Here is a 14,106-nt window from a genome sequence, read left to right on the forward strand (position 1 = left end):
TACTGCCAATGGTGGGAGAGTATGTCACCGCCTTTTTTTTAAAGCCTCAATCAGATTTATGATTGAGGCTTTTTTTTTTTGCTTTTTTTAGGTCGATTTATGACTTGTTCAATTTGTTGAGTAAAGTGTTTGCTTCAGTTTGTTTATATCCAATTATCTTACTATTGTTTTGTTTATATTTACTATAAAATAAGTGGGGTTTCTTTCCTGCTAGTATTGAACATTCAAATTTTGTTGCATGACTGTATTAGATAAAATAAATAGTTTAAAAGTTCAAATGTCGAAGTCTGTTATCGGACAAGAATTGTTAATAGATAGATTGTTATTGGTATTGCTGGCAGATGGAAATATTTTGTTGGAAAGTTTGCCAGGTTTAGCTAAAACAAGAACGATAAAAAGTTTGGCAAACGAATTGAATTGTGGGTTGAGCAGAATTCAATTTACTCCTGATTTGTTGCCTTCTGATATTACGGGTACTGAAATATACCAACCTGAATCTCAAGAGAAATTTATTTTTCAGAAAGGTCCGATATTCAATAGTTTAATTCTGGCTGATGAGATTAATCGAGCACCTGCCAAAGTTCAATCTGCTTTGTTAGAAGCAATGGAGGAGCGTCAAGTGTCTGTTGCCGGTACAACTTATAAAATGGAACCTTTATTTATGGTTATGGCTACACAGAATCCTGTTGAGCAAGAAGGAACTTATCCCTTACCAGAAGCTCAGATGGATCGTTTTTTAATGCATGTAACGATAGAATACCCAGATGATAATTCTGAATTAGAAATTATGCGTTTGAACAGAAGTGAGCAATCTGCTGCAAAAAATGATATAGTGACAAAACTTGAAACTTCTGTGGTATTTGAAGCGCGTGAAGAAATTTCGAATATTTCTATTTCTGAGGGGATGGAACGTTATATAGTAGATATTATTTCTGCTACACGTTACCCTTCTAAATATAGTGAAGAATTGGCGAAATATATTGATTATGGAGCAAGTCCTAGGGGGACTATTTCTATAGATCGTGCTGCTAGAACCCATGCATGGATGTCTGGAAACTCTTATGTTTCTCCAGACAATATTAGAGCTGTTGTTCATGACTGTTTGCGCCATAGAGTTAGTTTAAGTTATGAGGCAAATTCGCAAGGTGTGTCTGTTGATGATGTTATAAATGAAGTGCTGAATCAAGTTGCTGTAGTTGCATAATCTATGAAAGAATCGTCTGAATTTCCAGAAAATGTTTTTGTTTCACTTGAGAGTTTACTTAAGATGGAACGCGTGGCTCGTGGTTTTAGTTTTTTAGCAAATAAACAACGTGTGAAAAGTATTTTGGGAGGTAAGAACGCTTCAAAGTTGAGAGGACGTGGTTTGGACTTTGAAGAAGTTAGGAATTATGTACCGGGAGATGATGTTAGAAATATAGATTGGAAGGTAACTGCTAGAACTCAAAAAACGCACTTGAGAGTGTTTACCGAAGAAAAAGAAAAACCTGCACTCATTATTGTCGATCAAACCAAATCAATGTTTTTTGGTAGTAAAGTGAAAACAAAATCCGTTGTTGCCGCTGAGCTGGCTGCTATGGCTGCTTTTAAAGTTGCTAAGGAGGGAGATAGAGTCGGTGGTATCGTATTCGGAGATAATGGTGTTGATGCAGTTTTACCTAAAAGGAACAAAAAAAATATATTGTTTTTTTTCGAAAAATTGGTGAAAAGGAACCGAGAGTTAAGAGATTCATCATCGAGTAATTTTGAAGTTGGGTTGAATGAAGTATTTCAAAAAATCAGGAACATTATTACACATGACTTCTTAATATTTATCATTGGTGATTTTCATAGGTATTCAGAAAGTGTTGTTAAAGAAATTACCTATATGGCTGCTCACAATGATGTGATTCTCGCGAAGGTAGTCGATCCTTTAGAAAGGAATATTATTCCTGTAAAATATGTTGGTGGTAATGGAAAGGAACAGCTGTCTATAAATGGAGAAGATCAAAGATTGGTGAAAGATTTTCAAAAAGGTTTTGATAAGGACTATAGGGCTTTCGAAAAAGAAATGTCGCGACATAAAATACCTTTGTTTCAAATAAATACGGTTGATGATGTTAGTGATCAAATTCAAACTATTTTCAATGGAACAGCATAAATTGATAATAACATTTTTTCAATTGGCAACGTCGCAAAAAATAGATGCTGATTTAGGACCACTAATCGAACCTGAACCAGTGACGTTTTCATTTGATACTTTTGGATGGAAAGTCTTTTTTTGTAGTGTTCTTATATCAATTGTGCTTTTGACAACATTCAACTTAGTGCGATATGTTAAAAATAAATATCGACGTATAGCGGTGAAAAAACTCAGAAGTATAATCGGTGAACAAAATGCATCGAATTCTCAAAAACTTGTAATAGTAAATACATTGCTTAAGAGAGTTGCAATTCAAGTATATGGTCGTAAAGAAGTCGCTAGATTATTTGGAGAAGATTGGATGGCATTCTTAGAATCAAAATGTTCTAAAACTTCGTTTATACAACATCATACGATTTTTAAAAATGCAACTTTTGAATTAAATGAGATATCAGATTTCGATTTAGAAACTGTTTTGCTAACAACAAAAAAATGGATAAAATACCATGCCAGATAATTTTGAAATTATACATAAATGGGTTTTGATATTGACGCCATTACCATTGCTGTTGTATTTTATCGTACCGGCTTTAAAAATAAAGAGTGCCTCTTTGTTGATACCAAACATGGTGAAGTCTAGTGAATATACAAAACAGAAACCATCAAGAAATTCACTAATACCTAAAAAGCACTTCTTTGAAATTATCATGCTTAGTTTCGTTTGGGTATTGTTGTTATTGAGTTTGTCTTCACCGCAACTTGTTGGTAAAGCAGAGTTAAAGCCAAAAAACTCTAGAAATTTTTTAATTGTAGCAGATTTGTCTTTTAGTATGGCACAGAAAGATTGGAAGATTGAAAATAAACCAGTTACACGATGGGAAGCTGTAACATCTGTAATGAATGAGTTTATAGAAAAAAGAGAAGGTGATCGAATGGGTTTGGTGCTTTTTGGTTCAAATGCCTATGTACAAGCACCTTTTACACCGGATTTAATTACGGTTAAAACGATGTTAGATGAAGCTGCAGTTGGTTTAGCGGGACAAACGACATCGATTGGTAAAGCAATTATGAAAGGAATTGATTTGTTTGATAAAGACACCATTAAAACCAAAGTCATGCTTTTATTAACAGATGGCGTAGATGCTGGAATTGGAGTTCTTCCTTTGGATGCCGCTGATATTGCAAAAAGAGATTCAATACTGATTTATACTATCGGTATAGGTGATCCAAATAGTGGAAACTCAGATTTAGATGAAAAGACATTAGAAGAAATAGCAGAAATTACCGGAGGACAATATTTTAGGGCTATTAATACAGATCGATTGAATTCGATTTATGAGGAGTTAGACAAACTTGAGCCGATTGAATATGAAGAAGAGTCGTATCGACCAAGAACACTATTGTACCCGTACCCTCTTGGTTTGGCAATAGTATTATTTTTGTGCTATGCTTTGTTTGCTGAAATTATTTCGTTTTATAAAAAACAATTAAAATCAGATGAAAATGATTGATTCTTTAAATACGGAGTTGTTTGAGGACTTTCATTTTCTAAGACCTCATTTTCTATGGTTGTTGATTCCATTGGGAATCCTTCTTCTTTTGCTAATTGTTTCTAGAAAAGAAGAAGTGAAATGGAAAAAAGAAATACCTCTTCACCTTAGGCCTTTTATGATTCAAAAAGGAAATCAATCGAAGGTAGTACTTTGGAAATTAGTTTTATATCTGATAGTTGCCATAGGTATGATTGGGTTATCAGGACCAACATGGTCTAAAATTGAAATTCCTGGTAAAACTTTGGAGACTCCGATGGTTATCGTTCTGGACCTGTCTCAAAGTATGATGGCAGCAGACATTCAACCAAGTAGGTTGGAGAGAGCAAAGTTTAAAATAATGGATTTGTTGAAGGAAAATCCAGGTGCCCGTGTAGCCTTGGTTGGGTTTTCTGGGACGGCACATGTAATACTTCCATTGACCAACGATTATTCATTGATTGACTCTCATATAAATCAACTAAGCCCGAGTGTAATGCCTTTTTATGGGAGCGATTTAAATGCTGGAATTGAAAAAGCGATTGAATTGACAAATGTTACAGAAGCACCCGCCACAATAGTTGTTTTTTCAGATGACTTTACAGATGAAAGTTTTGCATATTTTAACGAAATACTTCAAAAGACAAATTCGAAATTCGAGATTTTTCCCGTGAATACATTGACTGGTTCTACGATACCTATTGGTAAGTCTAATCGATTAATGAAAGATAGTAAAGGTGAAAATGTTCATTCTAAACTGAATGAAGATGTATTACAAAAAATGAACTCCTTAGCAGGTATTCGTGTAAACTACCTAACTTTAGATAATAGCGATGTGGCATTGGTTGCGAAAAAAATAAAAGATCATTTAAAATTTACAGATAAAGCTGAAGAAAAAGAAGACGATTGGGAAGACCAAGGATTGTTTTTTATCATTCCATTTACTCTGATTATTTTGATATATTTTAGAAAAGGAATGGCTATTTATTTTCTATTAATCATATTTACGTCTTGTTCTAACGTAGATGATTACAAAGATCTATGGTTTACGAAGGATTATCAAGGACAGTTGGCATTTGACAATTCAAACTTTGATGCAGCAGCAAAATTGTTTGAAAATCCGTTGCGAAAAGGTGTTGCTTATTATAAAGCTGGAAATTATGACGAAGCCATTCGAGCATTTTCGAAAGACTCATCAGCAGAAGGAATGTATAATTTAGGTTTGTCGTATTATAAAAATGGTGATTATGCGGCGGCGGCTTTGGCTTTTGGTAAGACGATTGAAATAGATTCTACATTTAAACAAGCAAAGAAAAATTTACAAATATCACAGTATTTATCTGCAGGAACGAGTGAAACTTCTCCTGAAGCAGAAGTAGATTCAGGCAATGAGGAAAGGGTTCAAAACGAACAAAACAAGAGTCCAGAAGATTTGAGTGGAGGAGGACAAGAGGCTACCGAAAAAGATATGCAGAAAAAACGTTTGGAAGAAACTACCAATACAGATATTAGAAAAGGCAAAGAGTTAGATGAGTTGCCTGACGATTTTGAATTAGGGAAACCGCAAGAAAGTCCAAAAATATTGATGCAAAAAGTAGATGATGATCCTTCTCTATTTTTAAAAAGAAAATTTAGACATCAAGTAAAGGTTCAAGGAATAACGCCAAATGGTAAAATGGATAGATGGTAATAAAAAAGAAATATTTGATATATCTGTTTTTATGTTGCTCAATTTTGGTGCATGCACAAAGACATCTTAGAACAGAAGTTAGCTTCAATAAACGCGCTGTTTATGTAGGTGAGCCGATGGAAGTCAGTGTTTCGGTGTATTCTTCTACATGGTTTACCGAAGGTGTAGATCCAGGAAATATAAAAATAAACGGTGCATATACAGTGTATTTTAGATCGCTAAGTACCTCTAAAAAATTCGAAAATAAGTTGTATTCTGGTGTTACACTTTTTTTTAATGTGTTTCCATACAACGAAGAAAATGTTGAGTTTCCATCTCTAGAGTTTGTTGTTGAAACTCCCGATGAAGGCAATTATGTTGGAGTTAGAAGAAAGGTGAAAACTAGAGCTAGAGAAATTATTGTAAAACCGATACCTCCTGGTGTCGATAAAGAAGCTTGGCTCGTTTCTTCATCTGTTCGAGTTTATGATTCGTGGAGTGGTGGTGTAAGTAAAGTTAAAGTAGGTGATGTTCTTGAAAGGAATATTACCATGAAAGTAGGTGGTACTATTTCAGAATTTATCCCCAAAATTACATTCGATACGGTTCAAAATGTTAGTTTGTACCCTAAAAGGTCTTATTTAAAAAACAACAAATCAAAGACTTCAATTAGTGCACAAAGAACAGATGGAACTAGATACCTGTTTGAAAAAGAAGGAACTTATACAATTCCCGAAATAATTGTGTATTGGTGGAATCCAAGGTACAGTAGACTGTACAAACGAATTTTAAAGGAAAAAACGATTGAGGTTGCTTCGAACCCTGATTTAGGGATGTTAGAAAGTGTTCGTGAAAAGTTAGAGGCCACTGTTGAAAATGAAACTCAAGAAAATGAAGAGTTTTCTATTATGGGATTTTCTTTAAAAGAGTTTATGGTAATTGTTTTCAGTGCTCTTTTTACAATGTTTTTCGTTTTTAAAATTACTAGGAAGGTTTACAGATACGCAAAAAAGAAAAGGGTAATATACCGAATGTCTGAAGCATATTATTTTGAAAGCTTTCTAAAAGAATCTGAAAATACAAAACAACAAACTAAACTTTATAAATGGTTAGATCAATTACACTTACCTGAAGCTAGTATTAATTATTTTATTAAGATGTATGGTACATTAAAAATAAAAGAAGTTTACAATGTTGAATTGAAAAATGGAAATAATTTTATTCAAACAATTGCGTGTAAGAAAGAATGGAAGAAATCAAGAAAGAATTTTATCACTTCAAATAAACCTATTACTAATACCGACTCTAATTGGGTAAATCCTTAGATTTGTAACTATACTCATCAATTGCTCATGAATAGTTTTTTTCGAAAAAATGTTAAAATATTACTGCTCTTAACAGTTGCGACCTTTGTTAGCTGTAAAAAAGAAAATAAAGATTCTTATGCGAAGGTTTCATATGATTACACTACATCTAAATTTGTTGGTGCTGAAACCTGTAAAGAATGTCATGACACAGAAGTGAAAAGTTGGGAGGGCTCTCATCATGATTTGGCAATGAAAATTGCAGACTCAACGACAGTGTTAGGAAATTTCAACAATAGTGTCTTTATTCATAAGGATGTGAAAACTTCTTTTTATAAAAAGGGAGATGAATTTTTTGTAACCACCGCGAATAAAAATGGAGATCCAGAGGAGTACAAAATAGTCTATACCTTTGGTGTAACTCCATTACAGCAATACATTGTTGCTTTTCCAAATGGTGCATTTCAGTGTTTATTAACGGCTTGGGATAGTGTCGAAAACAAATGGTTTCATCTGCAAAAAGATGTGAATTTGGCACATGATGAATGGCTGAATTGGACAGGTGGAGCATCTAATTGGAATACAATGTGTGCCGATTGTCATTCGACAAACCTTAAAAAAAATCTAACATCTCAGACAGGTCAGTATAACACAACTTTTAGTGAAATAAATGTGAGTTGTGAAGCTTGTCATGGGCCGGCATCAGGACACGTAGCATATTATAAAAACCCGATAACAGATGTAAGTCCACCTAAACTATATATGGACAGTCATACAGGATCGAAAGAATTGGTAGATAAATGTGCACGATGTCATTCTAGACGTACCCAAATTACAGATTATTTTGATTATCAAGGGGAGTTTATGGATCATTATATACCGAGAATTCTAGAAGCACCAACATACGAGTTAGATGGGCAGATAAAAGATGAAGATTATGTATATGCATCTTTTGTGCAAAGTAAAATGTATCATAATGGTGTTTCCTGTAAAGACTGTCATAACGTGCATTCTCTCAAATTGAAAAAATCTGGAAATGCACTTTGTTTAGACTGTCATAGGTCGCATTATGACTCTGAAGAACATCATTTTCATGAAAGAGGAACAGAGCAATCCTTATGTATAAATTGTCATATGGATGGCAAAATATATATGGGGAATGATTACAGGCGTGACCATAGTTTTAGAATTCCAAGACCTGATCAATCACAAATTTATGGAACACCAAATGCTTGTGTTTCTTGTCATAAAGATAAAAGTAATGATTGGGCAGCGAAGGCAATTGTAAAAAATTATGGAACAGAAAGAGAAGATCATTTTTCCGATTATTTATTGAAAGGTTCGAACGGTGATAAAACCATGTTACTAACGTTGATGAATACTTTGAGTTATCCAAATATTGCAAGAGCCACGTCAATGTTTCATTTGATAAATCAAGGAGCTACGAAGAAAGAGGTTGGTTTGATTGCAAGGCATTTGAAAGATGCTTCACCTTTAGTAAGACGTGAAGCTATAATGTCTATTCAGAAGATTAGAGATGCATCTTATGTCGAGCAAATAATACCTTTATTAGATGATTCAGTAAGATCCGTAAGAATGGCTGCTGTTACCTATATCATTTCCTTAAAGATTAATTTGAACTCAAATTCAAGCTTTAAAAAGGCTGAAAAAGAGTATTTAAAATTTTTAGACCTTAATTCTGATTTTGCAAGTGGACAATTACAAATAGCTGAATATTTACAAACGAAAGGAGAAATAGAATTGGCTATAAAGGCTTATGAAAAAGCGATACAAATAGATTCATACTACAATACGGCAAGAATGAATTTAGCATTATTGTATTATCAAAAAAATGAAGTTTCTAAAAGTATCGAGTTGTATGAAAAGGTAATTGAATTGGAGCCTGATTTTGGCTATTCATATTATATGTTGGGATTGCTTTATAATGAAATACAAAATCCAAAATTAGCATTGAAATATATGGCTACAGCTATAATTAAAGATCCTTTTAATGTAAATGCACACTATAATTATGCATTAATGTTACAAGCTAATAAAAAAGAGCAGCAAGCAATTTCTGTATTAATTAATGCAGTAGTGACGTTCCCTACTAATGAAAAGTTGTTGTATGCGAAATTGATAGCTGAATTAAATGCTAATGACACCAAAAATGCCTTTGTAACTTGTTCTAAATTACTCGAGATTTCTTCTCAAAATGAAACCTATCGACAAATATTGGAACAGTTGAAGTTTACTGAGTAATCGATAGTATATAGTTACATACTAGTAGCAAGAAAACATAGTAGTTTTATTAACAACATTATTGCTATATTAGAGGTAACACTTTAATATTCAGAAAAAACACGAAATTACAAGTTGTTTTTTGAGTCAAGTAAGAGCTGTCAATTCAATTACCTTATTAAAAATTTAAATATTAATTAAATATGTTATTATGAAAATGAAAAAAATGAATTTCTTAAAATGTGTGATTTCTTTTGTTGTTGTGGCAATAGGAATGAGTGCACAAGCACAAAAAAAGCCAAATATTTTGGTGATCTGGGGAGATGATGTCGGTTGGGGAAATATTAGCGCATACAACCATGGAATGATGGGGTATAAAACTCCTAATATAGACCGAATTGCAAATGAAGGAGCTATGTTTACTGATTGGTACGCACAACAGTCTTGTACTGCAGGACGTGCTGCATTTATTTTAGGGCAACACCCATTTAGAACAGGACTGCTTACTATTGGAATGCCCGGATCTACTCAAGGTATAAAAGACAATCAACCGACGATCGCAGAGTTGCTGAAGAATCAAGGTTATACTTCAGGTCAGTTTGGTAAGAATCATTTAGGTGATCGAGATGAGCATTTGCCTACAAATCATGGTTTTGATGAGTTTTATGGAAATTTATATCATTTAAATGCAGAAGAAGAACCAGAAACATATTATTACCCAAAAGATCCTGAATTTCATAAGAAGTTTGGTCCAAGAGGTGTAATTCATGCAACATCAGATGGTAAAATTAAAGATACAGGACCGTTAACTAGAAAACGAATGGAAACTGCAGATGATGAGTTTACAGCGGCTGCTATTAAGTTTATAGAAAAAGCACATGCCAATAAGCAACCTTTCTTTGTGTGGTTAAGTGCAACTAGAATGCATGTTTGGACACATATGAAAGAAGAGAGTATCGGTGTTACAGGAATTGGTTTGTACCCTGATGGTATGGTTGAGCATGATAAAACTGTTGGAGTTGTTTTAGATAAATTAGAAGAATTAGGAATCATTGACAATACCTTAATAATGTATTCTACTGATAATGGAGCAGAGAAGTTTACATGGCCTGATGGAGGAACGACTCCATTTAAAGGTGAAAAAGGAACTACTTGGGAAGGTGGTTTCAGAGTTCCATGTGCGATTCGTTGGCCGGGTGTAATCAAACCTGGTACTGTTGAAAATAGTATTTTTTCTCATGAAGATATGATGCCTACGATATTGGCTGCAGCGGGTGTTTCAGATGTAAAAGAAAAATTATTGAAAGGTTACAAGGCGAACGATAAGAAATTCAATGTCCATTTGGATGGATATAATATGATGCCTTACTTGAAGGGTGATGTTGAGGAGAATCCTAGAAAAGAGATTTTTTATTTTGATGCTGGAGGAAATTTAAACGCTTTAAGGTATGGGAATTGGAAACTGCACTTTTCTACTATGGAAGGAGCGATCAACACAGCATATAGAAAAACACCTTCTTGGCCGTTAGTTGTAAATTTAAGAGCAGATCCGTATGAGGTATCTACAGATTCTGCTTTATACATCCGTTGGATGGCAGATAATATGTGGTTGTTTGTTCCTGCACAAGCCTACATAGGTAAGTTTTTACAGACCTTTAAAAAATACCCACCGGTTCAGGGTGGTTCTTTGGGGATCGACAAAGTTGTTCAGTCGTTGAATACGCCCCCAAGAAACTAAGCTGTTGTTTTTATTATTGAAAAGCTTGTACTAGGTATCTAGTACAAGCTTTTTTTATGCAAGCATAATTCTTATCTTAGAGGTAAACATTTGTTAAGGTGTGACCATGCATTTGTTTGTAATTTAGTTTGGTCAGTTTTTTTATGTTACGACATTGAATTATTTGAAAAATCAATTATTAATTAAATATGTTATTATGAAAATGAAAAAAAGGGATTTCTTCAAATCCATTGTTTCAACAGTTGCTTTGATTGCAATTGGAATGAGTGCAAATGCACAAAAAAAGCCCAATATATTGGTAATATGGGGAGATGATATAGGTCAATCTAACATTAGCGCTTATACGAAAGGAATGATGGGGTATACAACTCCAAATATTGATAGAATTGCAAATGAAGGATTGATTTTCACAGATTATTACGCAGAACAAAGTTGTACAGCAGGTAGGTCTTCATTTATAATGGGTCAAAGTGTTTTTAGAACAGGTTTGAGTAAAGTTGGGTTACCTGGTGCCAAAGAAGGGATTTCTTCTGAAGATCCTACAATTGCTGAATTGTTAAAGCCAATGGGATATGCCACGGGACAATTCGGTAAAAATCATTTAGGGGATAGAGACGAGCATCTACCTACGAACCATGGATTTGATGAGTTTTTAGGAAATCTATATCACTTAAATGCAGAGGAAGAACCAGAGTTGCCAGATTATCCAGATCCTAAAAAATATCCAAACTTTAGAAAAAAGTATGGTCCAAGGGGGGTAATTAGTAGTTCTTCTGACGGGAAAATTAAAGATACAGGACCATTAACTAAAAAGAGAATGGAAACTATCGATGATGAAACTATCGCTGCCGCAAAAGCTTTTATTACGAAAACAGTGAAGTCTGGAAAGCCATTTTTTGTATGGTGGAATGGTACTAGAATGCATTTTAGAACACATGTAAAAGATGAGCATAGAGGAATTTCTGGACAAAATGAATATGGTGATGGAATGGTAGAACATGATATGCATGTAGGAGAATTATTGAAACTATTAGATGATTTGGGAGTTGCAGATAATACGATAGTAACTTACGGTACAGATAATGGACCACATAAAAACTCTTGGCCAGATGCTGCTGCAAGTCCGTTTAGAGGAGAAAAAAACACCAACTGGGAAGGTGGTTGGAGAGTACCAGCGATGATTCGTTGGCCTAAAAAAATAGAAGCAGGTTCTATTTCTAATGATATATTTTCTGGTATGGATTGGCTTCCTACGTTTGTTGCTGCTGCAGGAGATAAAAACATAAAGAAAAAATTGTTAAAAGGTCATAAAATAGGAGATAAAACTTATAAGGTTCACTTAGATGGTTATAATATGTTGCCACTTTTAACAGGAAAATCGAAAGAAAACCCGCGTCATGAGTTGTTTTACTTTTCTGATGATGGAGACTTAACCGCAATGCGTTATGATGATTGGAAGTTTATTTTTATGGAGCAACGAATGGCCGGAACTTTAGGAGTTTGGGCAAATCCATTTACTCCGTTAAGAGTTCCAATGATTTATAATCTAAGACGTGATCCGTATGAAGAAGCAACAATTACTTCGAATACTTATTATGACTGGTTATTAGATCATGTGTTTTTATTAGTTCCAGCACAGGATGTAGTAGGAGAATTTTTAGGTACTTTTAAAGAGTATCCACCAAGAATGAAGGCTGCAAGTTTTAGTTTGGATAAAGTATTAGATAAGCTATCTACACCGACGTCGAATTAACAAACAAATTTATATAAAGAAAAGGTCAGTCTGATTAGATTGACCTTTTTTTGTGTTTTATATTTTGCTGCATACTACTCGACGAGCAGTGATTTTTGCTACTAAGTGAAAAGCAAAAAAAAACACTCCAATTGGAGTGTTTTTTGAGCCGATAGAGGGACTCGAACCCACGACCTGCTGATTACAAATCAGCTGCTCTAGCCAGCTGAGCTATATCGGCTTGTTTAAAGTAAATTACTTTACCTTTAAAGCGCTGCAAATATAATATGGATGTATCTATTGTACAAGAAAAAAAAGTATAAAAATGAAACTTTTTTTTAACTCGTTGGAAATCAATAAAACACTATGGAAATAAAAAAGCTACTCGTATACGAGTAGCTTTTTTACTTAGAATATGCAATTATTACTATTGAGCTTCTGCCTCTGCAGCCTCTTTAGCTTTGATGTGTTTGTTGTATCCGAAAACAAAGTTTAAACCAACACGAACGTTTGCACCATATGCTTCTTCTGGTTTAGCGAAAAGTGCTTTTAAACTATCAGTTGCAGCATACAATTGTAAAGGACCTAGTTTCATAGCAAAGTTGGCACCGAATAAAAAGTCATTATCAATTCCTCCCATACTTGCTAAGACACCGAAAGTAGTTTTCTTTAGAGTTCTATTGTATCCTAAAGAGTAACTTGGCTTAAACTCGTCAAAAGCATGTGTGTTAAAAGCTGCTAACGTAAATGTATTCTTTTCAGTTAAAGCATAACGGGCAGATAAATATGTTTTCATATTTAACTTAGTTTCGAATTCTTCCTCAGTTTCATTCGTTTGAAATATAGCTTCAATTCTATCCAAGGCATTGTCTTCAAGACCTGCTCTACTTCTTAAATCAACACCAGAATATACTTCTCTATCTGTGTCTTCTATATTAAAGTTTTTTACATCTTCTTTCCAAGTAATCGAACCTATGTCATTTACAGCGATTTCAAAAGTCAATTTTTTTGTTGCTTTGAAAGTTGCTCCAAAGTCAAATCCAAAACCTGTATTCTCTGTAAACACTTTAAATTCTTCTTCACTATCTCCATTAAAAAATGAACCTGCACTATTGACTGTTGCATTTTGAGCAGAAAGAATGAAATTTCCAGATTCATCAATTTCTAAAGCAGCCATTGCTCCATCTTCAGTAGAACTATGAACAAAACCATTCAAGTATTTTGCTCTAACTGCAAGGGCAAGTCTATCGTCAAAAAATGTTTGCGTAAATCCAATACCAATTTCGTTATACCCTGTATATTCATTTTGCTCTTGTAACAAGAAATCACTTGTAATACCGTTAGCCGCAATACCTAAGAAGTCTTTTGTGTACCTCCAGTTGTTTGTTGCACGCGTATTAGCAAATATGGTTAACGATCCTCTCTTTCTTTTGAAAGCCATGTAAAAAAGGTTGATAGTAACATCAACGTTCATGTCATTAAAATCACCAGCTTCGTTATAAAGGTTTGCTAAGTTATATTCTAACTTATTGGTGTTCTCATTTTTCACCAACAATTCATTTACTTTAAATCCAGAGTTAAAATTAAAACCTAAGTTGGCAACTGGTACGGCAAATGTAAATGAGTTTTTAGGAATATAAACTGGAGATACATTTTGGGTTTGTACTACATAATCTCCTAAGTTGTAAAAAGAAAAATAATCTTGCGCATTGATGTTGCTAATTCCAACAACTAAAAATGCTATGTATATGTATATATGTTTTTTCATCTC

General features: G+C 33.9%; 10 protein-coding genes and 1 tRNA gene. 9 read left to right on the top strand and 2 right to left on the bottom strand.

What is annotated here, in order from left to right:
- Positions 1 to 238 precede the first annotated feature (238 nt).
- The 9 genes from F6P99_RS11805 (at position 239) to F6P99_RS11845 (ending at position 12,356) form a co-directional block, all read left to right on the top strand.
- A complete protein-coding gene (locus F6P99_RS11805; RefSeq protein WP_152287699.1) occupies positions 239 to 1,204 on the top strand; it encodes an AAA family ATPase in 966 nt (321 codons plus the stop codon).
- A gap of 3 nt (positions 1,205 to 1,207) precedes the next feature.
- The gene (locus tag F6P99_RS11810; protein ID WP_152287700.1) at positions 1,208 to 2,140 is read left to right on the top strand and encodes a DUF58 domain-containing protein; all 933 of its coding nucleotides are present in this window, start codon (positions 1,208 to 1,210) and stop codon (positions 2,138 to 2,140) included.
- Entirely contained in the window at positions 2,127 to 2,639 is a 513-nt protein-coding gene (locus F6P99_RS11815) for a DUF4381 domain-containing protein (protein ID WP_193316071.1), read from the top strand. The genes F6P99_RS11810 and F6P99_RS11815 overlap by 14 nt, the downstream gene beginning before the upstream one ends.
- Complete coding sequence (locus F6P99_RS11820; RefSeq protein WP_152287702.1) at positions 2,629 to 3,633, top strand: VWA domain-containing protein; 1,005 nt, start codon at positions 2,629 to 2,631, stop codon at positions 3,631 to 3,633. Before F6P99_RS11815 ends, F6P99_RS11820 begins: the two co-directional genes overlap by 11 nt.
- Positions 3,626 to 5,341, top strand: coding sequence for a VWA domain-containing protein (locus F6P99_RS11825; RefSeq protein WP_152287703.1), 1,716 nt, complete (start codon positions 3,626 to 3,628; stop codon positions 5,339 to 5,341). The genes F6P99_RS11820 and F6P99_RS11825 overlap by 8 nt, the downstream gene beginning before the upstream one ends.
- Entirely contained in the window at positions 5,335 to 6,645 is a 1,311-nt protein-coding gene (locus tag F6P99_RS11830; RefSeq protein ID WP_152287704.1) for a BatD family protein, read from the top strand. Before F6P99_RS11825 ends, F6P99_RS11830 begins: the two co-directional genes overlap by 7 nt.
- Positions 6,646 to 6,672: 27 nt before the next feature.
- Positions 6,673 to 8,886: a tetratricopeptide repeat protein gene (locus tag F6P99_RS11835; protein WP_152287705.1), complete on the top strand. Its 2,214-nt coding sequence runs from the start codon at positions 6,673 to 6,675 to the stop codon at positions 8,884 to 8,886.
- A gap of 190 nt (positions 8,887 to 9,076) precedes the next feature.
- A complete protein-coding gene (locus tag F6P99_RS11840) occupies positions 9,077 to 10,603 on the top strand; it encodes an arylsulfatase (RefSeq protein WP_152287706.1) in 1,527 nt (508 codons plus the stop codon).
- Positions 10,604 to 10,799: 196 nt separating this feature from the next.
- Positions 10,800 to 12,356 (top strand): arylsulfatase, encoded by a 1,557-nt coding sequence (locus tag F6P99_RS11845; RefSeq protein ID WP_152287707.1) that lies wholly within the window; start codon positions 10,800 to 10,802, stop codon positions 12,354 to 12,356.
- A 146-nt stretch (positions 12,357 to 12,502) separates the two neighbouring features.
- On the opposite strand, the gene F6P99_RS11850 is transcribed toward F6P99_RS11845, so the two are convergent.
- A tRNA-Thr gene (locus F6P99_RS11850) sits at positions 12,503 to 12,576 on the bottom strand.
- Between the two features lie 186 nt (positions 12,577 to 12,762).
- A complete protein-coding gene (locus tag F6P99_RS11855) occupies positions 12,763 to 14,103 on the bottom strand; it encodes a DUF5723 family protein (protein WP_152287708.1) in 1,341 nt (446 codons plus the stop codon).
- Between the last annotated feature and the right edge of the window lie 3 nt (positions 14,104 to 14,106).

This window comes from Flavicella marina, from assembly GCF_009193215.1.
GTDB lineage: Bacteria > Bacteroidota > Bacteroidia > Flavobacteriales > Flavobacteriaceae > Flavicella > Flavicella marina.

What these genes read in the sequence shown, in the direction of transcription:
- F6P99_RS11805 (WP_152287699.1), top strand. Translation starts at nt 239, where the DNA reads ATGACTGTATTAGATAAAATAAATAGTTTAAAAGTTCAAATGTCGAAG.
- F6P99_RS11810 (WP_152287700.1), top strand. Translation starts at nt 1,208, where the DNA reads ATGAAAGAATCGTCTGAATTTCCAGAAAATGTTTTTGTTTCACTTGAG.
- F6P99_RS11815 (WP_193316071.1), top strand. Translation starts at nt 2,127, where the DNA reads ATGGAACAGCATAAATTGATAATAACATTTTTTCAATTGGCAACGTCG.
- F6P99_RS11820 (WP_152287702.1), top strand. Translation starts at nt 2,629, where the DNA reads ATGCCAGATAATTTTGAAATTATACATAAATGGGTTTTGATATTGACG.
- F6P99_RS11825 (WP_152287703.1), top strand. Translation starts at nt 3,626, where the DNA reads ATGATTGATTCTTTAAATACGGAGTTGTTTGAGGACTTTCATTTTCTA.
- F6P99_RS11830 (WP_152287704.1), top strand. Translation starts at nt 5,335, where the DNA reads ATGGTAATAAAAAAGAAATATTTGATATATCTGTTTTTATGTTGCTCA.
- F6P99_RS11835 (WP_152287705.1), top strand. Translation starts at nt 6,673, where the DNA reads ATGAATAGTTTTTTTCGAAAAAATGTTAAAATATTACTGCTCTTAACA.
- F6P99_RS11840 (WP_152287706.1), top strand. Translation starts at nt 9,077, where the DNA reads ATGAAAATGAAAAAAATGAATTTCTTAAAATGTGTGATTTCTTTTGTT.
- F6P99_RS11845 (WP_152287707.1), top strand. Translation starts at nt 10,800, where the DNA reads ATGAAAATGAAAAAAAGGGATTTCTTCAAATCCATTGTTTCAACAGTT.
- F6P99_RS11855 (WP_152287708.1), bottom strand. Translation starts at nt 14,103, where the DNA reads ATGAAAAAACATATATACATATACATAGCATTTTTAGTTGTTGGAATT.